Genomic DNA, 19,237 nt, shown 5'->3' with positions numbered 1-19,237 from the left:
CGGGGGCGGGTCAGCGCGGGGTGAAGCGGATCGGCAGGTGCTTGACGCCGTTCTGGAAGCAGGAGCGCAACCGCACCACCTGCCCGGCCAGCTCGACCTCGGCCCACTGGTCGAGCACGGCGGCGAACAGGGCCCGCATCTGCACCCGGGCCAGGTGGGCGCCCAGGCAGAAGTGCGGGCCGTAGCCGAAGGTCAGGTGGTCGTTGGGGTGGCGGGCCGGATCGAAGGCATCGGGGTCGGCGAACACGCGCTCGTCGCGGTTGGCCGAGGAGAACCACACCACGACCTTGTCCCCGGCGCGGACGCGCGCCCCGCCCAGCTCCACGTCCCGGGTGGCGGTGCGCCGGAAGTGCATCACCGGCGTCCACCAGCGCAGCATCTCCTCCACCGCGGTGGGCAGCAGGGCGCGGTCGGCCCGCAGGCGCGCCAGCGCCTCGGGGTGGGCCAGCAGCGCCAGCAACCCGCCGGGCAGCCCGTTGCGCAGCGTCTCGTTGCCGGCCACGGAGAACAACCAGAACAGGTTCTCGAACTCCTCGACGCCGACCCGGCCGCCTTCGGCGTCGACCTGCCGCATCAGCGCGCTCATCACGTCGTCGCCGGGGTGGCGCCGCTTGTGCTCGCCCAGCTCGTGCGCGTAGGCGTACAGGTCGGGCATGCCGGCGCGGGTGCGGGGGTCGGGCAGTTGGCCGCCGGGGTCGGGGCGGGGGCGCAGCGCGAGCGCGGCGCGGGCCATCGGGGTCGCGTCGGTGGCGTCGAACGCGGCGCTGGCGGCGTACTCCCGGTCCTGGTAGCCGATGACCCGGTTGCTCCAGTCGTACATCAGCCACCGGTCGGACTCGGGCACGCCGAAGACGTCGGCGAGGGTGGCCAGGGGCAGGTCGGCGGCGACCTCGGTGGCGAAGTCGCACGTCCCGCGTTCGGTGACCGCGCGCACCAGCTGCTGGGCGCGGCGGTGGATCCGGTGTTCCAGCCGCGCGAGGGCGCGGGGGGTGAACGCCGCGGTGAGCAGACCCCGGAGCCGGGTGTGCTCGGGGGGATCGAGGTTGAGCATCATCCGCCGCACGTAGGCCAGGTCGGCGGGGGTGGCCGGGTCGCGGATCTGGGTGGCCCCGGCCTGGGAGGAGAACACGGCGGGGGTGCGCAGCACGGTGCGGGCCTCGGCGTGCCGCAGCACCGCCCAGAAGCCGGGGCCCGCCGGCCAGGAGTCGATCGGCGGCTCGGGGAACCACGTCACCGGCGCCCGGGCGCGCAGCGCGGCCAGAGCGGTGTGCGGCACGCCGCGCACGTAGGTGTCGGGGTCGACGACCAGGCGAGTCAGCTCGTCCATCCGGCTACCGCCCCAGGAACTCCTCGACGCCGCTCAACAACCCGATCGGGGTTTCCTCCATCGGGTAGTGGCCGGCGCCGGCCAGCAGGCACAGCTCGGCGTCGGGGTAGTGCGCCAGCCAGGTGGCGCGCATGAGCTCCACGGTCAGCGCCGGGTCGTGCACGCCGACGAACACCCCGACCGGCAGGCGGCTGCCGCGGATGGTCGCGGCGAAGTCGGCCCGCGCCCACCGCGGCAGGTAGGCGGCGACGGCCTCGGGTCGGGAGGACTCCAGGGAGGTCCGCACCATCCGGTCCAGCCAGCGGCCCGACAGGCGCCCCCCGGTGGTGAAGTCAATGATCGCCCGGCGCTTGTCGGGGTCGGCGGCGGCGCCGGAGAACAGCGCCCACCCCTGCTCGTCCAGCGGCACCCCGCTGGCCGGCACCGGGTTCACGCCCACCAGGCGGCGCACCCGCTCGGGCGCCACGGCCAGCACCCGCTGCGCCGCCACCGCCCCCATCGAGTGGCCCACGAGGCTGAACCGGTCCCAGCCCAGGTGGTCGGCCAGCGCCAGCACGTCGGCGGCGATCTCCTCCAGGGTGTACTCCCCCGGCAGGTCGCGGTTGCCGCCGTAGCCGCGGTAGTCGGGGAAGGCCCAGGTGAACCGGTCGGGGTCCAGGTCCGGCCACAGCGGCGCGAAGCTGCGGTGGTCGCCGAACCACCCGTGCAGCGCGATCACCCGGTGCGCGCCCTCGCCGAGCAGGTGGTGACTGGTGACCATGTCGGCAACGTAGCCCGTCCGGGGCCGTGGGACAGCCGCGCGAACGGGTGGTGCCGGCGGTGGGGGCGAGCGGGACCACCCGATGGGGTCGTGCCGCCGGTCGCGGCCACCCACCCGGGTGCCCCCGGCGTTACCGTCGGTGGCGGGGGAACCGGGGGTGACCAGCATGAACGGGCCACGGGACGAGCCGGGCGCCACCGACACCGAGCGGGGGTACGCCACGGTGCTGGGCCACCACATCCCGACCGAGGCCGAACGGCTGCGCGCGTTGGAGGCGGTGTTCGACCCGACCACGGTCACGGTGCTGACCGGGTTGGCGGTCGGCCCCGGCTGGCGGTGTCTGGAGTTGGGCGCGGGCGGCGGGTCGGTGGCCCGGTGGCTGCGCGACCGGTGCGGGCCGGGCGCGGTGGTGGTCACCGACGTCGACACCCGGCTGCTGGCGGGCCTGGGCGAGGGGGTCGAGGTGCTGCGCCACGACCTGACCAGCGACGACTTCCCGGACCGCCGGTTCGACCTGGTGCACGTCCGGGCGGTGCTGCTGCACCTGCCCGATCCGCGCCGTCAGCTCGGGCGGATCGCCCGGTGGGTGGCTCCCGGGGGCTGGCTGGTGGTGGAGGACCCGGTGTTCAGCCTCGCCGAGACCTCCCCCGACCCCGACTACCGCCGGATGGTCGGGGCGCTGCGGGAGTGCATGCGGCGCGTGGTCGGCACCGACCTGTCCTGGGCGCGTTCGCTGCCGACGGCCTTCGCCGAACTCGGGCTGGTGGACCTGCGGCTCACCCCGACGGTCACCGTCGTCGGGATGGGTGGGGCCAACGACCACATGTGGCGGCTGCTGGTGGAGCAGATCGCCGGCCCCCTGGCCGCGCGGGGGCTGGCCACCGAACCCGAGGCGCGCGCCTGGGTGGACCGGTTCGACGACCCGGCGTTCGTGGAGCTGAGCCTGACCATGCTCTCGATGGCCGGCCGCCGCCCACCGGACCGGTGAGGGCCGCGGGGTCGGCGGGGTCGGCGGGAAGTCGTGTCGATCCGGACGCCGGCCGCGCCCGGCCCGAGGTGCGTCCGCTCTCAGGCGCGCGGCTTGGCCTTCTCCAGCGCGGCGATGGCACCCACCGCGACCGCGATCAGCAGCAGCGGCACCAGGTAGGCCGACACGCCGCCGCGGGCGCCGAACACCCACTCGAACAACCCGCCGTGCCGGTCGGTGGCCACCCACCGCACCAGCGGGATCACCCCGATCGTGATGCCGACGATCGCGCACGCGCCCTGCAGTCCGTCGATGGTCCTGCGCGTCACTGTCCCCACCTCTCCCCGTGGCAATGCGATCGCATCGTAAGAACCGGCGCACCGCGATGTCAATGCGATCGCATTGCTAAGCTGGCGGCATGCCCCGCAGGGTCGACACCGAACAGCAGAGGACCGACATCGCCCACGCGGTGTGGCGCCTGGCCGCGCGGGCCGGACTGGAGGCGGTCAGCCTGCGCGAGGTCGCGGCCGAGGCCGGGGTGTCGATGGGGCGCGTGCAGCACTACTTCCGCACCAAGGAGGAGATGCTGCTCCACGGCCTGCGACTCGCCCTGGGGCGCATGGAGGACCGCATCTCGGGGCGCCTGCGCCACCGGTCGTCGGCCGACGCCGAGGACGTCCTGCGGTCGGCGCTGGAGGAGATGGTGGGCGGCGACCAGGACACCCGGCAGGCGATCCGGGTCTGCGTCGCCTTCTACCCGAGGGCGCTGGAGGACCCGCACGTCGCCGACCTCCTCTTCGGTGACGACGACGTCCTCCACGCGCTGGCCGCCGACGTCGTCCGCGCCGCCCAGGCCGACCACCGCGCCGCGCCGGAGCTCGACCCCGACCAGGAGGCCCGCGTCCTGTGGTCGGTGGTGAACCACCTCGGCACGGAGGTCGCGTTCCACCGACTCCCTCCCGACCAGGCGCGAGCCACGCTGCGCTACCACCTCGACCGGGTTCTCGGCCCTCGACCGGACACCGCACCCGCCTGAGGGGTTCCCCGGTGGGGCGACACCAGTCGGGCGCGACCCGGCGCGCCGACCTAGTCTCGAATCCACGGTGCGTGCCACCGGCGACGGCCTCGGCCCGGCCCCTCCGCCACACCCCCACGCGGCGCTCGCCGACCTCCTGCCGCACCGCTGGCGGCGTACCGGTGAAGGAGCCGACCATGGCCAGCACCCAGCGCGTCCTGATCGTCGTCACCAGCGTCGGCCAGTACGAGAAGGTCGGCTACCGCACCGGCCTGTGGCTGGGCGAGCTGACCCACTTCGTCGACGTGGTCGACCAGGCCGGGGTCGAACCGGTGATCACCAGCATCGGCGGCGGGCTGGTCCCGCTGGACCCGGAGAGCCTGTCCCACGACTTCCTCGCCGAACTGGGCACCGACAGGCGCTACGCCGACCGGGAGTTCATGGACAAGCTGGACAACACCCCGTCGGTGGCCGAGGTCGACGCCGCCGGCCACGACGCGATCTACCTCACCGGCGGGCACGGCGTGATGTTCGACTTCCGGCAGAGCGACCGGCTGGCCCAGCTCGTCCGCGAGTTCCACGAGTCCGACAGGATCGTCTCGGCGGTCTGCCACGGGCCGTGCGGCCTGCTCGACGTCCGGCTGGGCAACGGCGCGCACCTCGTCGACGGCCGGAACGTCACCGGGTTCTCCTGGCGGGAGGAGGAACTGGCCCAGCGCGACCGGGCCGTGCCCTACAACCTGCAGGACGAGCTGACGCGACGCGGCGCCCGCTACTCGCTGGCCGACACGCCCTTCGCCAGCCACGTCGTGGTGGACGGCCGCCTGATCACCGGGCAGAACCCCGGCAGCGCCCGGGCCGTGGCCGAGGCGGTGGTCCGGCACCTCCGCTGACGAGAGAACACGCGACGAGGTTTCGTCACCGTGACGTTGCTCTGCTGGTGTGAGAGACCGGGGCCGATCAGGTGAGAGTGGACCACTTCGGACGCCGACGACGGGGTGGGGCCGGCGGGGAACCCCGTGATCACCACCCGATCGTGAGCCCGGCATGCCCGAACGCCTGACCGGCCACGCCGAGCAAGGGTCATCAGGGCTGGTCCGGGAGCTGACCCACCGCCCGATCCCCCGCAGCCCCTGCGTGGTTCGGGGCCAGCCACCGCGGGGATGGCCGGCCCCGGACCACGGAAACAGGGAAACAGGTCAGAGACCCAGTTCCTCCTCCACCGTCACCGACGGGGTGACGAGCACGCCGTCGAACGCCTCGGGCAGCGGCGCGTGCATGTAGGCGGTCTGCGTGCGGATGCGGTCCAGCGCCCCGCCCAGCTCGCCCGGAGCCCGGCGCAGGTTCACCAGGCCCAGCCCGAGCCCGGCTCCGAGGACCGCCGCCTCCACGCTGCCCGGTTCGGGAGCGGGCAGCGGCGTGTCCACCACGGTGAACCCGACCGCCGCGGACTCGTCCAACCGCATCTCCGGCACGTGGTCGTCGGTGCTGGTGACCGCGATGGCCCGGTAGTCCTCCCCGAGCGCGCGGTCCAGGTACCCACCCATCGTCAGGCCGACGAGCTGACCGCCGAAGGTCGCCGGGGTCTTCTGGATGTGGTTGTTGTGCGCGACCAGCGCGATCCGGGTTCCCGGCGCGGAGTGCTCCAGGTGCCAGCGCACCGTCTCGGCCATGTACAGGTCCCGCACCGAGGGATCGCCGGCCAGCCCGGTGCCGGCGAACAGACCCGACATCGCGCGGAACATGTAGTCCGCGTGGAACGCCGCCTCCACCTGCCGCAGGGCGACGTCGTAGCGGTCCTGGCCGCCCCGCGAGACGTACAGCGGCTCCAGGGCGCGCATCCGCAGGAGCAGCCGCGTCAGCGTCGCGGTCAGCGCGTCCTGGTCGGCGGCGGGCAGCGCCGCCCACCGCGGGGCCGCCGACGCGCCCGACCCGCCCGCGCACCGCTCGGCGATCCCGATCGCGGTCTCCAGCAGGGCGACCACGTCGGGGTCGACGTCCCGGAGGTAGTCCGCGAGCGGGGCGAGCGCGGGCAGCAGTGAGCCCCCGGCCTGCGGGATGTCGATGCCCACGAACCGCACCGGATGGCCCGAGGTGGTGTTGTGCCGGCGCACGAAGCGCGCCAGACCGCCCAGACCCCAGGTCAGGGCGTACGGGCTGACCTGGGCGAGCTCGTCCTCGGCGCCCTCGCCCCACACCCACGGGGCCAGGGCCAGCCCCTCGCTGAAGCCGAACTCCAGCGCGAGCACGGAGAACCCGCAGCGTTCGGCCAGGAAGCGCACGACGCGCTGTCGGGCCAGGGAGAACTCGTGGACGAAGTGGGCGCCCTCGCCGACCGCGACGACGCGGGCATCACCCACCAGCTCACGCAGCGGCTCCAGGTCGTCCAGGGGCGCGTCCGGGTCGAGCGTGGACAGGGAGGTCGCGTGCTCGCGGACCCACGCGGCGAGGGGATCGTGCCCGGAAGCGGCAGCAGACATGCTTCAACAGCTCGTTTCTGGTCCGAAGGTCGTGACGTCGCCGATCAACCGGACGAAGACTACGCGCGCCCACCCCGAACCCGACCGTCCACTCAGGACGCCGCGCGGGGTGGGACGCCCTGGTCGACACCTAGGCGAAGGTGTCCAGCCCGGTCAGCTCGCTGGAGAACGTCCAGAGCCGGGCGGCCTGCTCCGGGTCGACGGCCCAGGGTTTGACCCCGCCGACCAGCATGTCGTCGGTGGTGGCCGGCTCGGCGACGTCGCAGTCCTGGCAGTAGACCCCACCACGTGCTTCCAACAACGGCGAGGTGGCCGCCCACACGGCCGTCGCGGCGCCCTGTTCCGGGGTCTTGAACCCCGCCGCCGGCGCCCCGTCTGCCGTCATCCAGCCCTGGGCGATCTGCTCGTCCCGGGGGACGTGGCGCTGCAACGGGGTGAGGATGCTGCCCGGGTGCAGGGCGAAGGCGTGCACGCCGCCGCTGGCGCCGAGGGCGTCCAGGTGCACGGCGAACAGGGCGTTGGCCGTCTTGGACTGCGCGTAGGCCAACCACCTGTCGTAGCCCCGGTCGAACTGCGGGTCGTCCCAGCGGATGCCGGAGAGGAAGTGCCCGGACGAGGCCACCGACACCACCCGCGCACCCGGGGACAACGCCGGGCGCAGCCGGTTGACCAGCGCGAAGTGGCCGAGGTGGTTGATCGCGAAGTGCGCCTCCCACCCCGGCCCGACGCGGGTCTCCGGGCAGGCCATCACCCCCGCGCCGGCGATGATCACATCCAGGGCGCGGCCGGTGTCCAGGAACCGCTCGCAGAACAGGCGCACGCTCTCCAGGTCGCCCAGGTCGAGCGCGTGGGTCTCGGTCCTCGGCACACCCCGCAGGGCCTGCTCGGCCACCGCCGGCCGCCGCGCCGGGACGACCACGTGCGCCCCGGCGGCGCTGAGGGCGCGGGTGGTCTCCAGCCCGAGCCCGGAGTATCCGCCGGTGACCAGGACGGTTCTGCCCGCCAGGTCGACGCCCCGCACCACCTCCTCGGCCGTGCTCCGGGCGCCGAACCCGCTTCCGATCCCGCGTTGCTTCGTCATCACGGGCGGCAACGCTAGGAACTAGAGTGCGGTCTAGGTCAACATATGCTCCCCGGCATGAGCACGGGATCGGGTGGCCTGTCCATCGGGGACGTCGCCGAGGCGACCGGGATGAGCGTTCACGCGCTGCGGTTCTTCGAACGCGAGGGACTCTTCCTGCGCCCGATTCCCCGGTCCGGCGGCGGGCACCGGGTCTACGAGGCCGCCGACGTCGAATGGCTCCTGCTGTGTGACCGGTTCCGCGCCTCCGGGATGCCGATCGCCACGATCAGGAGGTTCGCCGAGCTCGTCCGGTCGGGCCCCGGCAACGAACAGGACCGGCTCGCGCTGCTGCGGGACCACGAGCGGTCCGTCCGCGCCCGGATCGCCGAGCTGACCGCGTGCCTTGAGGTCATTCGCGGCAAGGTCGTCGCCTACGAGGAGCACGTGCGGGAGGGAACCGCCGCCGGGGTCTGGGCGCCGACGCCGTCTCCGTGATCCGTCTCCCGCGTCCCTCTCCCGTCCCCTGTTCGCGCCGCCCGAATTTTCGGTTTCGTCCCGCGTGTGTGAGTGGGAGGGTGCGCCTGCGGAGTGTCGTCGCGGATCTGGGCGGAGAGGCGGGGGTGTGGTGGTCGATGCGGTGGCTCGGGTGCCGGGGTGGATGCGCGCCTGGGAGTTGCCGGCGGCGCGGGTGGTCGAGGAGCTGACCGATCTCGGTGACCGGGCGCGGGTGTGGCGGGTCCGGTCGGGTGACCGCGACTACGTCGCGAAGCTGACGTTCGACGCGCCCCGGTTCGTCGAACCGGGCCTGCGGATCGCGGCGACGCTGGACCGGGCGGGCATCGTGACCGGGGCGCCGGTTCCCACTCGCGCGGGCGGGCTGTGTCGTCGGGTCGGGTGGTGGCGCGGCGGGTGGACGCTGGCCGTGCTGGAGCACGTGGCAGGACACCCGCTGGACTGGTCGGCGCCGGAGGCGCCCGAGGTGTGCGGGGACCTCCTCGGGCAGGTGCACCACATCCTCACCAGCACCGACGAGCCTGTGGAGCCAGCGGGCCGACTGCTCGACTTCTACGCCGAGGAGGCGACGCGCGTCGGTGGGCAGCACGGCGACGCGCTCGCCGAGGCTGTCGCCGCGGTGCGCGCCTTCGACCGCCGCGTGGGGCTGACCCAGGGAGTGCTCTACGGCGATCCGGCGCCGGAGGTGCTGCGCGTGGCCGGTGGCGACGCCCTGGCGCTGATCGACTGGGGCACACCCAGCTGGGGACCGGTGCTGCACGACGTGGTCAGCTGGCAGCTCTTCGCCCAGCGGCACCGTCCCACCGACCCCACGGCCGGGCCACGACTCCTGGCCGCCTACCGCGCGCGGATGCCGGTCGCCGACGCCGAGTTGGCCGGGCTGGAGCTGGTCGTCGTGCTGCACCGGGCGATCCAGGCGGCCTGGGAGCCGACCCGCGCCGGGGACGACGCGCGATGACCGGTCCCGGGGTGCGGATGCCCGCCGAGACCGCCCCGCACCTGCGGTGCTGGATGGCCTGGCCGGCGCGCCGCGGCATCTGGGGCGGCCTCCTGCCGCACGTGCGCACCGAGATCGCCCAGCTCGCGCGGGTCATCGCGGAGTTCGAGCCGGTCGTCATGCTCGCCGCGCCCCGACAGGTCGAGCAGGCGCGCCGCGCGCTGGGCGGCGGCGTGGCGGTCGTCCCGATGCCGGTGGACGACGTGTGGATCCGCGACACCGGCCCGATCTTCGTGCACGACGCGCACGGCCGGGTGGCCGGCGTCGACCTGGCGTTCAACGGGTGGGGCGGGCGGCAGCGGCACCGCAGGGACCGGCACGTGGCCCGCCGGCTCCTGGACCGCCTCGGCCTGCCGAGGGCGTCCTCGCGCCTGGTGATCGAGCCGGGCGGCTTCGAGTCGGACGGGGACGGCACCGCGCTGGCCACCCGCAGCTGCCTGCTCCACCCCGCGCGCAACCGGGACGCCTCCCCGGGCGAGGTGGAACGGGAGCTCGCCACCCTGCTCGGAGTCCGCGAGGTCGTCTGGCTCGACGGCGTGCCCGACCTCGACGTCACGGACTGCCACGTCGACGGCCTGGCCCGGTTCGTCCAACCCGGCCTCGTGGTGGTGCACCAGCCCGTCCCCGGCAGCGACCCGGCCTGGGAGCGGGTCACCCACCAGGCGCTGGAGGTCCTGGCCGGGGCCACCGACGCGCGCGGCCGGCGTCTGCGGGTGGTGACGCTGCCCGAGCCCACCTCGGTCCGGGTGACCGATCCCGCGCTGTTGGCGCACTTCGTCGCCGGCTACGTCAACTACTACGTCGCCAACGACGCGGTGGTCATGCCGCGCTTCGGCGACCGGGCGAGCGATGACCGGGCCGCCGGCATCCTCGGAGACCTCTACCCCGGCCGGCGGGTCGTCGCCGTGGACCTCGACACCCTGCTGTCCGGTGGCGGCGGCATCCACTGCGTGACCCGGGACCAGCCACGGCCCGCACCCCCGGCACCGCGCTGACGCCCGCGGTCGGATAGCACGCCTCCGCCATACGCGCCAGCGCTTTTTGCTGTTTCCGCTCGCTTTGTTCTGGGCTCCCGGCACTCCCCCGTATGGTTGCCGCTGCAAGATCCACTCTGGGGAGAAGTGCATGAGATTGTTCAGACGGTCACGGCTGGCCGCGGTGTCGTTGGCGGCCGCGTTCACCGTGCTCGGGGGGACCGCCGTGGCGACCGGCGCCACCAGCGCCGACAGCGGTGACGCGGCCAGCCGCCGGCTCGCCGAGCAGATCAGACAGGCGATCGTCGCCCAGAACTTCAAGGACGTGTTGGACACGACGCCGCCGGACCTGGCGGCGTCGTCCCGCGCGTTCCGCGCCGGGGCGCCGGAGAAGTACGACTCGCCGCCCGCCGAGCTGTCGACGCGGGCGCGGGTGAACGCCGCGGCCGCGCCGAAGCCGCTGCACCAGACGCCCAACATGGACGTCGCGGTCATCGAGCTCGACTCGATGGGCCGCCCCACGGCGATGGCCGACGTGCTGCTCAGCCCGCAGCACCCCGAGGGCGTCGTCGTGCCGCTGAAGCGGAAGGGCCTGTCCACCGACCAGGTGCGCTACCGGTGGTGGGACGACACCGAGTGGGACGTCAACGGCGGCCGGGGCAGCCGGGACGTGCTCGCCGGCCGGGAGAAGGCGCCCATCGACTTCTCCTCGCCCTACCCGGCCTCGGTGCTCAAGCTCATGGTCGGCTTCGGTGTCCTGCGGCTGGTCGACCAGGGCCGGGTGTCGCTGGACGCCGAGTACGCCTACCAGCCGGTGACGCCCAACGTGGCCTGCGGCGGCCCGTCCACCAAGCCGGTGCGGCAGTACTTCGACGAGATGATCACCATGTCGGCGAACGAGTCCACCTGCGCGGTGATCAAGATGGTGCACGACCTCAACGCGTGGGACGAGGTCAACCGCACGTTCGTCGACCTGGGGATGCCCACCCTCATGGTGACCGGCACCAACCCGGGCAACGGCGGTCGCTGGATCGGCTCGAACATGAGCGGCGTCGACACCGCCAAGCTGCTGTTGCTGCTCAACGGCGGCCCCGGCACGCTGTGGACCACCGACGCCGGCCGGCGGATCACCAGGGACGAGCTCAGCGGCGGCTCGCGGCGCCTGTTCCTCAAGGCGCTGGGCGAGCAGGGCCACAACGAGATGCTGTCCACCACCAACTGGTGCGGCCGGGCCTACCCGGCGCCGGGCATCCCCCAGGTCACCCCGCAGCGCTGGATCAACCCCGCCGACGGCACCGTGACCGTCGGCGGCGCGGTCTACGGCCAGGACGTCCGGCCGTGCAACGCCCGCGCCGAGGTGACCTACGCCCACAAGAACGGCTGGGTCGACACCACCGGCAGTGACGCGGGCATCGTCCACTCGCTGCCCGGCAAGGCCAAGCGCAACTACGTCGTCGCGGTGTTCAGCAACCTGGGCACCGACTACATCGACGTCAACCGCCCGGCGGACCCGGCCGGCGTCTACCCGGTGCCCTACACCGAGAAGTACGGCAAGCTCGGCCTGGCCATCGACAAGATCGTCACCAGCCTGCGCCGCTGAGCCGTCGCCGGCCGCGCCCGCGTCGGCCAGCGAGGTCGAGGCGTCCCCGGCGCCGACGCGATCTCCAATCCTGACCCGGCCCGGTTCCCGGGTGGCAGAGCAGCTGCCACCCGGGAACCGGGCCTCGCGCTGTGCGGCGCCGGGGGAACCGGAACCGCACCTGGTCGCTAGTCCTCATCCGCCATGCGGAAGGCGCCCTCCTCCAGGCGTCGGATCAGCCGGTGGGTCCACTCCGCGCGGCTCCGCGCGGTGTGCAGCCACAGCTCGACGACCTCGCCGATCGGCCCCCACGTCGACAGGTCGGCGCCCGGCGGCAGGTGTTCGACGATGCTCGCGGTCCACTGGTCCATCGCCTCCGCGCGCCGCCGCAGCAGGTCGGTCGCCTGGTCGCGGGGCAGGTCCTCGATCAGGCCCACCGCGGCGGCGAGCAGGTCCAGCCGGGGGTCGCGGCTCGACAACGCCTCCCGCAGGAGGGCGAGGTACGCCCGCTCGCCCTCCCGCGTGAGCTCGTACTCCATGCGCGGCGGCCCGCCCGCCGCACTCGGCGTGGTCTCGTGCACGAGCAACAGGCCCTGTCCGGTCATGGCCTTCAGCGCGTGGTAGACCGAGCCCGAGGTGGCGCTGGACCACTCGTGGGCGGCCCAGGACTCCAGGTCGGCCCGCACCTGGTAACCGTGTGCCCGTCCGCGCCGTCGCACCGCGCCGAGGACGAGCAGGCGTACCGCCGACATGCTCCCCGCCCCGCTCAGGCCGCGGCCGCGCCGCGGGGCCGCTCGGTGCTCAGCCACCACAGCGTGCCGAACGGGTCGACGAAGCCGCCCATCCGGCTGCCGTCCTCCTGGGTGGTGATCTCCTGGACCGGCGTGGCGCCGGCGGAGACCGCCCGCGCGAGCACCGCGGCCGGGTCCGGCACGGTGGCCCACAGCTGGACGTGGACCGGCTCCGAGGGTGAGCGCAGGCACCGCTTACCGTGCGCGCCGGAGTCGGCGAAGAACACGACCCCGGTCCCGATGCGCGCCTCGGCGTGCATCCTCCGCTCCGGGTCCGAGGGCAGCGGAAGCACGTTGGACACCTCCGCGTCGAAGGTGCTCCGGAGGAAATCCTCGTAGGCGCGGGCGTTGTCCACCATCACGTAGGGCGTCACCGACGACATTCCTGCCTCCTCACTAGCCAAATTCGGCTACCGGGACCGAGGGTATCGCCGGCTAGCCAAATTCGGCTAGTGGTTTCCCGGGGCGCGGGCCCCGCCTCGTCCGAACCTCTCCTGGCCCGCCGCCGGCTCAGGCCGGGAGAACGGGCTCGGGACCGCGGTCGCGCCAGACGACGCCCCGACGCTCGTAGTCGAACAGCCGCTCCACGGAGTGGGCGACCTTCGGGCCGACCTCCCGCTCCAGCAGGTGCAGGGCCACGTCCAGGCCGGAGGTGACCGCCCCGCCGGTGACCAGGTCCCCGTCGTCGACGACGCGCGCGGCGACCACGTGGGCTCCGGACTCCGCCAGCGCGCGCAGGCCCAGGTGGTGGGTTGTCGCGTGTCGCCCGGTGATCAGCCCGGCGGCCGCGAGCAGGAGGGAGCCGCCGCAGACGGTGGCCACCGTCAACCCCGGCCGCTGGCACGCCTCGCGCAACAGCGGCGACAGGTTGGTGGCCAACGCCTTCTCGAAGACCGCGGGGATGTTCGCGATCCCGTCCTCGGGGGTGCCGGCCGCGCCCGGCACGACCACCAGGTCGGCGCGCTGCGGCTCCAGCCGCGCCGTCGCGCGCAACGACAGCGCGCCGACGCCGCTGGGCACCTCGCGCTCCCCCTCGGCGGAGACCAGCTCGACGGTCATCACCCCCGATGCGGCCAGCACCTCGTAGGGGGCGACGACGTCCAGCGGATCGAAACCATCGAACAGCACCAACTGGGCAAGCATCCGAAACCCGTTCCCTTCCCTGCGCGGGCCGCTCCGCAGCAGCCCCACCGCCGACGCTAGGCACGCGGCGCCCGCACAGGAATCGGCTGGAACGCCAGCTTCCAACGGATTCTCGCCAACCGACTCCGACTGACCCTCACCTGCGAGGAAAGCCGCGACGGCAGCCCTGCCGAGGCGGTGGCGTCGTTGGCCGGAATCCGGTCCCTGTCTACGGTATGGCCATGCACACCGTGGCCGTCCTCGCGCTGGACAAGGTCATCGCCTTCGACCTGTCCACCCCGATCGAGGTGTTCACCCGCACCCGGCTGCCCGACGGCCGGCCCGCCTACCGGGTCCGGATCTGCGCCCCGACCCCCGAGGTCGACGCCGGGATGTTCACGCTGCGCGCGCCCTGGGGGCTGGACGCGCTCGCCGAGGCCGACACGGTCATCGTGCCCGGCTGCGCCGAGACCGACACCCCGGTCCCGGCCGAGGTCGTCGAGGCGATCCGCGGCGCGGCCGCGCGGGGCACGCGCATCGCGTCGATCTGCAGCGGCGCGTTCGTCCTCGCGGCCACCGGGCTCCTGGACGGGCTGCGCGCCACCACCCACTGGCTCGCCGCCCCGCTGCTCGCCGCCCGCCACCCCGAGATCCGGGTGGACCCCGACGTCCTCTACGTGGACAACGGCCAGATCCTGACCTCGGCGGGCGCGGCGGCCGGGCTCGACCTGTGCCTGCACCTGATCCGCCGGGACCACGGCTCCGCCGTGGCCGCCGACGCCGCCCGGCTGTCGGTGATGCCCCTGGAACGCGAGGGCGGCCAGGCCCAGTTCATCGTGCATGACCACCCGCCCGCTCCCCGCGGCGCGACCCTGGAGCCGCTGCTGGAGTGGCTGGAGGACAACGCCGACCAGAACCTCACGCTGGAGGACATCGCCCGCCGCGCCGGCATGAGCACCAGGACGTTGAGCCGGCGTTTCCGGGAGCAGACCGGCACCAGCCCGGTGCAGTGGCTGCACCGCGCCCGCATCCGGCAGGCCCAGTACCTGCTGGAGGCCACCAGCCACCCGGTGGACCGGATCGCGTTCCAGGTCGGCTTCGGCTCGCCCACCGCGTTCCGCGACCGGTTCCGCCGCGTCGTCGGCACCAGCCCCCACGCCTACCGCAGCGCCTTCCGCCGCCCGGACGTCGACTGAGCCGGGCCCGACCACCTCCGGCGCGCACTCGGCGAGCCAGAACCGCCGCCGCGGACCGGGATCTCAGGCGGGGTTGACGACCGGACCGCAGGTCACCGGCGGACCTCGCGGAGCCTGGCGCGGCCGAGCCACGGTGACCAACACCGCTGGGACGGCCCTCGCGACTGGGCGTCGCGGCCGCACCCGCGAGGTAGCGTCGGCCGGGTGCTGGAACGGCTGGAGATCGAGAGTTTCCTGATCCTCGCGGACGAGTTGCACTTCGGGCGCACCGCCGAGCGGTTGCGGGTCTCCCGGGCCCGGATCAGCCAGACGATCCAGCGCCTGGAGCGGCGCATCGGCGCACCGCTGTTCGACCGCACCAGCCGCCGGGTGCGCCTCACCCCGCTGGGGCGACGACTCTACGAGGACGTGGAACCGGGCTACCGCCGCATCGAGCAGGGCGTGGCACGGGCGCGGTCGGCGGCCAGGGGCGTGGAGGGCGTGCTGCCGGTCGGCTACCTGGGCACCTCGGCGGGCGAGTTCGTCATGGACGTGCTCCGCGCGTTCGCCCGCCGGCACCCCGCCACCGAGGTGCGCATCCACGAGACCCAGGTCAGGGACATGTTCGGGCCGCTGCGCTCCGGCCAGGTCGACCTGCTGGTCACCCAGTTCCCCGTGGTCGAGCCCGACCTCGTGTGCGGCCCGGTCGTGCTGCGGGCTCCTCGCGTGCTCGCCGTGCCCGCCAACCACGCCCTCGCCCGGCAGGAGACGGCGTCGGTGGAGGACCTGGCGCGGCACCGGGTCTTCGCCTGCGCCGGCGACGTGCCGGTGTACTGGCAGGAGCACATGACTCCCTCGCGCACCCCGGGCGGTCGGGCGGTCACCCGGGGGCCCGCGGCGGGCACGCTGCAGGAGACCCTCGCCCTGGTCGGCGCCGGTCACGGCATCTCTCCGGTGGGGGCGGACGTCGCGCGGTACTACACGCCCCGAGGCGTCGTCTACGTGCCCTTCCGCGACGCCGAGCCGCTGGAGCACGGGCTGGTCTGGCGCTGCGACAACGAGACCGCCCGGGTCCGGGCGTTCGTCGCGGTCGCCACGGAGATCGCCGAGGCCGGGGCCGGGGCCGGGGCCGGGGCCGGGGCCGATCGGTAAGCCGGGCTTACCGATCGTTGCGGAGACAGCGGCTGACCAGGGCGTGCCCGGACGCGAACCTGGACGGCGTGATCCACGATGTTTCGGCTCCGCACGAACAACCGCGCGAACTCCACCACCCACCGGCTCCGCCACGTCGCGGCGGGGTCGCCGCCCTGGTCGCCCTCGCCCTGGGGACCTTCGCCGTCGGCACCACCGAGGTCGTCATCGCCGGGCTGCTGCCCGAGGTGGCCGCCGACTTCGCCGTGTCCCTGCCCACCGCCGGCCTGCTGGTGTCGGGCTTCGCGCTGGGCATCGTGGTCGGCGCCCCGCTGCTGACCATCCTGGGCGCCCGGGTGCCGCGCAAGCGGATGCTGCTGGCGCTGGTGGCGCTGTTCGTCGTGGCCAGCCTGCTCACCGCGGTCGCCACGAGCTACGCCGTGCTGCTGGTGGGCCGGGTGCTCTCGGCGTTGGTCGGCGGCGCCTACGCCGGCATCGCCACGGTGGTCGCCGCCGGGATCGTCGCCCCGGAGCGGAAGGCCAGCGCGATCGCGACGGTGTTCATGGGGTTGAGCCTGGCCAACGTGCTCGGCGTTCCGGCGGGCACCGCGCTGGGGCAGGCGTTCGGCTGGCGGGCGACGTTCTGGGCCGTGACCGCGGTCGGGGTCGTGCTGCTGCTGGCCGTCGCCGCGCTCGTCCCGGAGGTGCCCCGCGAGGAGGGGACGAACCTGCGGCGCGAGCTGGCGGTGTTCCGCCGCGGCCGGGTGTGGTTGGCGTTGGCGGCCACGGCCCTGGGCTGGGCCCCGTTCCTGACCGTCGTCACCTACATCGCGCCCCTGCTCACCGAGGTCACCGGGTTCGACCCGGGCACCGTCCCCCTCGTGCTGGTGCTGGTCGGTGTCGGGATGGTCGTGGGCACGCCCCTGGCGGGACGGCTCGCCGACCGGGCGCTGCTGCCGACCCTGTACGGGGCGCTGGCCGCCTTCGCCGCCGTGTTGGCGTTGCTGCTGGCCGTGGTGCACAGCAAGCCCGGCGTCGTCGTCGGCTTCCTGCTGTTCGGCATGATCGGCGCCGCGGTCATCCCCCCGATGCAGACCCGGGTGCTGGCCACCGCCGAGGGGGCCGACAACCTCGCCTCGTCGGCCAACATCTCCGCCTTCAACATCGGCAACGCCGGGGGACCGCTGCTCGGGGGTCTCGCGCTGTCGCTGGGCAGCGCCTACTCGGACCTGCTGTGGATCGCCCTCCTGCTGTCCGTGGCCGGGCTGCTCCTGGTCCTCGCCGGGCGCGACCGCCGCACCACCTGATCGGGGGAGGGGGGACGGAGGGACGGTGTGGTCGGGTCGGGAGGATGCCCGACCACACCGTCCGCTGTGGAGCGTGCCGGGCGTCGACCCGGGTCAGCTCGCCTCCAACAGGGCGGCGATCTCCTCGTGCAGGTCCAGCGGCAGCGTGACGCGCCACCGGTCGGCGGCCTCGGCCGCCAGGTCCCGGCTCCACCGCCAGCTCTGCTGCGCCGCCACCCGCACCTCCCACTCCCGGGCGGTGGCGGTGGTCGCGACGTAGCGGCCGCGGTCGGCCACCGACAGGTCCTGCTCCAGGGCCCGGCTGGGCGTCAGCCAGTGCGCGGTGGAGCCCCGCAGGAGCCGGCACAGCTGGAGCTGCTGCGGCGCGACGACGGTGTGCAGCAGGGCGTGGCCGCGGGCGATCTCACCCCGGGCCAGCACGTGCGCGAGCATGAGCGTCCAGTTGGCCAGCTCGTCGGTGAGCTGCTGGGCGGTGGCGGCCGGGTCCGGCGGGCGGAACTCGGCGAGCTGGCGGGCCGCCGGGGTCAGCCGGCCGGAGCGGTCGAGCAGGACGGCGGCCTCGGGGTCGGGCAGGTGCACCGCGCCCCGCCAGGACGCGATCGCCGCGATGCCCGGCCCGGCCGCCTCGACGTGGAACTCGCCGCGCATCAGGTCGTCGAAGATCACGGCGAGGATGCCGAACATGTTGGTGTAGGCCAGCTTCAGCGGGGCCAGCCGTTCGACGAACTCCCGGCCGTCGAAGCCGTCGACGTCGGCGTCCCGCACGTAGAGGTAGGCCTCGATGTCGGAGTGGGCGTCGGCCTCGCCGACGGTCCACGACCCGTACAGCAACACGCCCTCCAGCCGGGGATCGGCCTCGGCGAGGGCGCGCAGCGCCTGGACGCGGCGGTCGAGAGCGTGGGCGGACGTGCGGAGGTACATGGGCGGTTCCTCGGGCGTGGGACAGGGACGGGGAGAACCCGAGGGCGGACCGTCGGGTCGGGGTCCCGGGGGATCAGGTCCGCCTGCTCAGGAGGTCACGCACATGCCCGACATGGTACGGATCTCGGCCCATGGCCGGCTCCGGCGGAAAGTCGGGTCGCGGCGCGGCTCAGCGGCCCCGTGCCGTCACCCGGCCTGCCGTACTGAGGAGTGACGGCACGGCACGCGTGCCCGGGCGGAACGAGTGACGCCCTCGGCGGCCGGGTGGTGGCGCGTCCCGAACCGTGGGAGTTCCGCGTGCGGTGGACGCGGTGGACCACCCTGGTGGAATACCGGTGCGCGGTTCCGAGTTGCCAGCGGACGTGAAAGATCAACTCGTGGTGGTGATCGGCGGCAGCTCGGGGATCGGCTTCGAGGTGGCGCGCCGGGTGGTGGCGGACGGCGGTGAGGTCGTCCTCGGCGGCCGCGACCGCGAGCGGTTGGACCAGGCCGTGGCCGCGCTCGGCCCGGCGGCCAGCAGCCGGGTCGTGGACGTGACCGACAAGTCCTCGATCGCCGCGTTCTTCGACCCGCTGACCCGCGTCGACCACCTGTTCACCCCGGGCTCGTCCTACGGGCGCGGCCGGCTCACCGAGATCAGCGACGAGCTGGCCGAGAGCCCCTTCCGGTCGAAGTTCTGGGGCCAGTACTACGCGGTCAAGAACGCCGTGCCCAAGCTCGCCGACACCGGCTCCGTCGTGCTGATGGCCGGCGCCTACAGCGTGCGCCCACCGGTCGACGGCGCGGCGTACGCGGCGTGCAACGGCGCGCTGGAGAGCCTGGGCCGCGCGCTGGCCCTGGAGCTGAGCCCGATCCGGGTCAACGTGGTCTCGCCCGGCATGATCGACAGCGACCTGTGGGCCCGGCTGCCCCAGGACGTGCGGGAGCGCAACGCCGCCGCCTTCAGCCGCGACACGCTGGTGGGCCGGCCGGGCACGGTCGCCGAGGCGGCGCAGGCCGTGCTGTACCTGATGACCAACACCTACACGACGGGGTCGGTGCTCTACCCCGACGGTGGCTTCTCCCTGCGCTGAGTATGGAGCAGGGGTGGCCCCGGTCTCCCCGGGGCCACCCCT

20 protein-coding genes are annotated in these 19,237 nt (G+C 73.9%); 11 read left to right on the top strand and 9 right to left on the bottom strand.

All coding sequences use genetic code 11. From position 1 onward, the window contains the following. Positions 1–10: 10 nt before the first annotated feature. Both BUE43_RS15245 and BUE43_RS15240 read right to left on the bottom strand, forming a co-directional pair. Complete coding sequence (locus BUE43_RS15245; protein ID WP_073483541.1) at positions 11–1,327, bottom strand: cytochrome P450; 1,317 nt, start codon at positions 1,325–1,327, stop codon at positions 11–13. A 4-nt stretch (positions 1,328–1,331) separates the two neighbouring features. Further along, positions 1,332–2,087: an alpha/beta fold hydrolase gene (locus BUE43_RS15240; protein ID WP_073483539.1), complete on the bottom strand. Its 756-nt coding sequence runs from the start codon at positions 2,085–2,087 to the stop codon at positions 1,332–1,334. Between the two features lie 166 nt (positions 2,088–2,253). Between BUE43_RS15240 and BUE43_RS15235 the strand changes: the two genes are divergently transcribed. After that, a complete protein-coding gene (locus BUE43_RS15235; protein WP_073483915.1) occupies positions 2,254–3,075 on the top strand; it encodes a methyltransferase domain-containing protein in 822 nt (273 codons plus the stop codon). Positions 3,076–3,155: 80 nt separating this feature from the next. On the opposite strand, the gene BUE43_RS15230 is transcribed toward BUE43_RS15235, so the two are convergent. Then, positions 3,156–3,383: a hypothetical protein gene (locus BUE43_RS15230; RefSeq protein ID WP_073483537.1), complete on the bottom strand. Its 228-nt coding sequence runs from the start codon at positions 3,381–3,383 to the stop codon at positions 3,156–3,158. Between the two features lie 89 nt (positions 3,384–3,472). Between BUE43_RS15230 and BUE43_RS15225 the strand changes: the two genes are divergently transcribed. Further along, positions 3,473–4,090 carry a TetR/AcrR family transcriptional regulator gene (locus tag BUE43_RS15225; protein WP_073483535.1) on the top strand — a complete coding sequence of 206 codons (618 nt, stop codon included), beginning with the start codon at positions 3,473–3,475 and terminating at the stop codon, positions 4,088–4,090. Between the two features lie 176 nt (positions 4,091–4,266). Continuing rightward, positions 4,267–4,962: a type 1 glutamine amidotransferase domain-containing protein gene (locus BUE43_RS15220; RefSeq protein WP_073483533.1), complete on the top strand. Its 696-nt coding sequence runs from the start codon at positions 4,267–4,269 to the stop codon at positions 4,960–4,962. Between the two features lie 306 nt (positions 4,963–5,268). On the opposite strand, the gene BUE43_RS15215 is transcribed toward BUE43_RS15220, so the two are convergent. Then, positions 5,269–6,549 (bottom strand): erythromycin esterase family protein, encoded by a 1,281-nt coding sequence (locus BUE43_RS15215; protein WP_073483532.1) that lies wholly within the window; start codon positions 6,547–6,549, stop codon positions 5,269–5,271. 130 nt (positions 6,550–6,679) lie between these two features. Beyond that, positions 6,680–7,633: an SDR family NAD(P)-dependent oxidoreductase gene (locus BUE43_RS15210; protein ID WP_407697121.1), complete on the bottom strand. Its 954-nt coding sequence runs from the start codon at positions 7,631–7,633 to the stop codon at positions 6,680–6,682. Positions 7,634–7,687: 54 nt separating this feature from the next. On the opposite strand from BUE43_RS15210, the gene BUE43_RS15205 reads away from it, so the two are divergent. From BUE43_RS15205 to BUE43_RS15190, 4 genes are all read left to right on the top strand, one after another. Then, on the top strand, positions 7,688–8,107 hold the full coding sequence (locus BUE43_RS15205; RefSeq protein WP_073483911.1) for a MerR family transcriptional regulator: 420 nt from the start codon (positions 7,688–7,690) through the stop codon (positions 8,105–8,107). Between the two features lie 163 nt (positions 8,108–8,270). After that, on the top strand, positions 8,271–9,083 hold the full coding sequence (locus BUE43_RS15200) for a phosphotransferase enzyme family protein (RefSeq protein WP_143174175.1): 813 nt from the start codon (positions 8,271–8,273) through the stop codon (positions 9,081–9,083). After that, on the top strand, positions 9,080–10,117 hold the full coding sequence (locus tag BUE43_RS15195; protein WP_073483528.1) for an agmatine deiminase family protein: 1,038 nt from the start codon (positions 9,080–9,082) through the stop codon (positions 10,115–10,117). The genes BUE43_RS15200 and BUE43_RS15195 overlap by 4 nt, the downstream gene beginning before the upstream one ends. A gap of 130 nt (positions 10,118–10,247) precedes the next feature. Then, complete coding sequence (locus BUE43_RS15190) at positions 10,248–11,696, top strand: serine hydrolase (protein ID WP_073483526.1); 1,449 nt, start codon at positions 10,248–10,250, stop codon at positions 11,694–11,696. 167 nt (positions 11,697–11,863) lie between these two features. Here BUE43_RS15190 and BUE43_RS15185 read toward each other — a convergent pair whose 3' ends face one another. The 3 genes from BUE43_RS15185 to BUE43_RS15175 all read right to left on the bottom strand — a co-directional run bounded on the left by BUE43_RS15185 (position 11,864) and on the right by BUE43_RS15175 (position 13,609). Next, the gene (locus BUE43_RS15185; protein WP_073483909.1) at positions 11,864–12,427 is read right to left on the bottom strand and encodes a PadR family transcriptional regulator; all 564 of its coding nucleotides are present in this window, start codon (positions 12,425–12,427) and stop codon (positions 11,864–11,866) included. 14 nt (positions 12,428–12,441) lie between these two features. Continuing rightward, complete coding sequence (locus BUE43_RS15180) at positions 12,442–12,849, bottom strand: VOC family protein (protein WP_073483523.1); 408 nt, start codon at positions 12,847–12,849, stop codon at positions 12,442–12,444. Between the two features lie 127 nt (positions 12,850–12,976). Beyond that, positions 12,977–13,609: a DJ-1/PfpI family protein gene (locus BUE43_RS15175; protein ID WP_073483521.1), complete on the bottom strand. Its 633-nt coding sequence runs from the start codon at positions 13,607–13,609 to the stop codon at positions 12,977–12,979. A gap of 221 nt (positions 13,610–13,830) precedes the next feature. Between BUE43_RS15175 and BUE43_RS15170 the strand changes: the two genes are divergently transcribed. The 3 genes from BUE43_RS15170 (at position 13,831) to BUE43_RS15160 (ending at position 17,201) form a co-directional block, all read left to right on the top strand. After that, a complete protein-coding gene (locus BUE43_RS15170) occupies positions 13,831–14,784 on the top strand; it encodes a GlxA family transcriptional regulator (protein ID WP_073483907.1) in 954 nt (317 codons plus the stop codon). A 204-nt stretch (positions 14,785–14,988) separates the two neighbouring features. Beyond that, entirely contained in the window at positions 14,989–15,915 is a 927-nt protein-coding gene (locus tag BUE43_RS15165) for a LysR family transcriptional regulator (protein ID WP_234995733.1), read from the top strand. A gap of 68 nt (positions 15,916–15,983) precedes the next feature. Continuing rightward, positions 15,984–17,201 (top strand): MFS transporter, encoded by a 1,218-nt coding sequence (locus BUE43_RS15160; protein ID WP_234995732.1) that lies wholly within the window; start codon positions 15,984–15,986, stop codon positions 17,199–17,201. A 93-nt stretch (positions 17,202–17,294) separates the two neighbouring features. Here BUE43_RS15160 and BUE43_RS15155 read toward each other — a convergent pair whose 3' ends face one another. Further along, positions 17,295–18,122: a DNA polymerase subunit beta gene (locus BUE43_RS15155; RefSeq protein WP_073483519.1), complete on the bottom strand. Its 828-nt coding sequence runs from the start codon at positions 18,120–18,122 to the stop codon at positions 17,295–17,297. Positions 18,123–18,484: 362 nt separating this feature from the next. On the opposite strand from BUE43_RS15155, the gene BUE43_RS15150 reads away from it, so the two are divergent. Next, a complete protein-coding gene (locus tag BUE43_RS15150; RefSeq protein ID WP_200797522.1) occupies positions 18,485–19,195 on the top strand; it encodes an SDR family oxidoreductase in 711 nt (236 codons plus the stop codon). The last annotated feature ends 42 nt before the right edge of the window (positions 19,196–19,237 follow it).

Source organism: Streptoalloteichus hindustanus (assembly GCF_900129375.1).
GTDB lineage: Bacteria > Actinomycetota > Actinomycetes > Mycobacteriales > Pseudonocardiaceae > Streptoalloteichus > Streptoalloteichus hindustanus.
This window is presented reverse-complemented; position numbering and strand designations above follow the sequence as displayed.

Coding starts and splice junctions, on each gene's coding strand:
- BUE43_RS15200 (WP_143174175.1), top strand. CDS start 8,271: ATGCGCGCCTGGGAGTTGCCGGCGGCGCGGGTGGTCGAGGAGCTGACC.
- BUE43_RS15175 (WP_073483521.1), bottom strand. CDS start 13,609: ATGCTTGCCCAGTTGGTGCTGTTCGATGGTTTCGATCCGCTGGACGTC.
- BUE43_RS15155 (WP_073483519.1), bottom strand. CDS start 18,122: ATGTACCTCCGCACGTCCGCCCACGCTCTCGACCGCCGCGTCCAGGCG.
- BUE43_RS15180 (WP_073483523.1), bottom strand. CDS start 12,849: ATGTCGTCGGTGACGCCCTACGTGATGGTGGACAACGCCCGCGCCTAC.
- BUE43_RS15215 (WP_073483532.1), bottom strand. CDS start 6,549: ATGTCTGCTGCCGCTTCCGGGCACGATCCCCTCGCCGCGTGGGTCCGC.
- BUE43_RS15220 (WP_073483533.1), top strand. CDS start 4,267: ATGGCCAGCACCCAGCGCGTCCTGATCGTCGTCACCAGCGTCGGCCAG.
- BUE43_RS15235 (WP_073483915.1), top strand. CDS start 2,254: ATGAACGGGCCACGGGACGAGCCGGGCGCCACCGACACCGAGCGGGGG.
- BUE43_RS15245 (WP_073483541.1), bottom strand. CDS start 1,327: ATGGACGAGCTGACTCGCCTGGTCGTCGACCCCGACACCTACGTGCGC.
- BUE43_RS15240 (WP_073483539.1), bottom strand. CDS start 2,087: ATGGTCACCAGTCACCACCTGCTCGGCGAGGGCGCGCACCGGGTGATC.
- BUE43_RS15195 (WP_073483528.1), top strand. CDS start 9,080: ATGACCGGTCCCGGGGTGCGGATGCCCGCCGAGACCGCCCCGCACCTG.
- BUE43_RS15185 (WP_073483909.1), bottom strand. CDS start 12,427: ATGTCGGCGGTACGCCTGCTCGTCCTCGGCGCGGTGCGACGGCGCGGA.
- BUE43_RS15190 (WP_073483526.1), top strand. CDS start 10,248: ATGAGATTGTTCAGACGGTCACGGCTGGCCGCGGTGTCGTTGGCGGCC.
- BUE43_RS15170 (WP_073483907.1), top strand. CDS start 13,831: ATGCACACCGTGGCCGTCCTCGCGCTGGACAAGGTCATCGCCTTCGAC.
- BUE43_RS15225 (WP_073483535.1), top strand. CDS start 3,473: ATGCCCCGCAGGGTCGACACCGAACAGCAGAGGACCGACATCGCCCAC.
- BUE43_RS15205 (WP_073483911.1), top strand. CDS start 7,688: ATGAGCACGGGATCGGGTGGCCTGTCCATCGGGGACGTCGCCGAGGCG.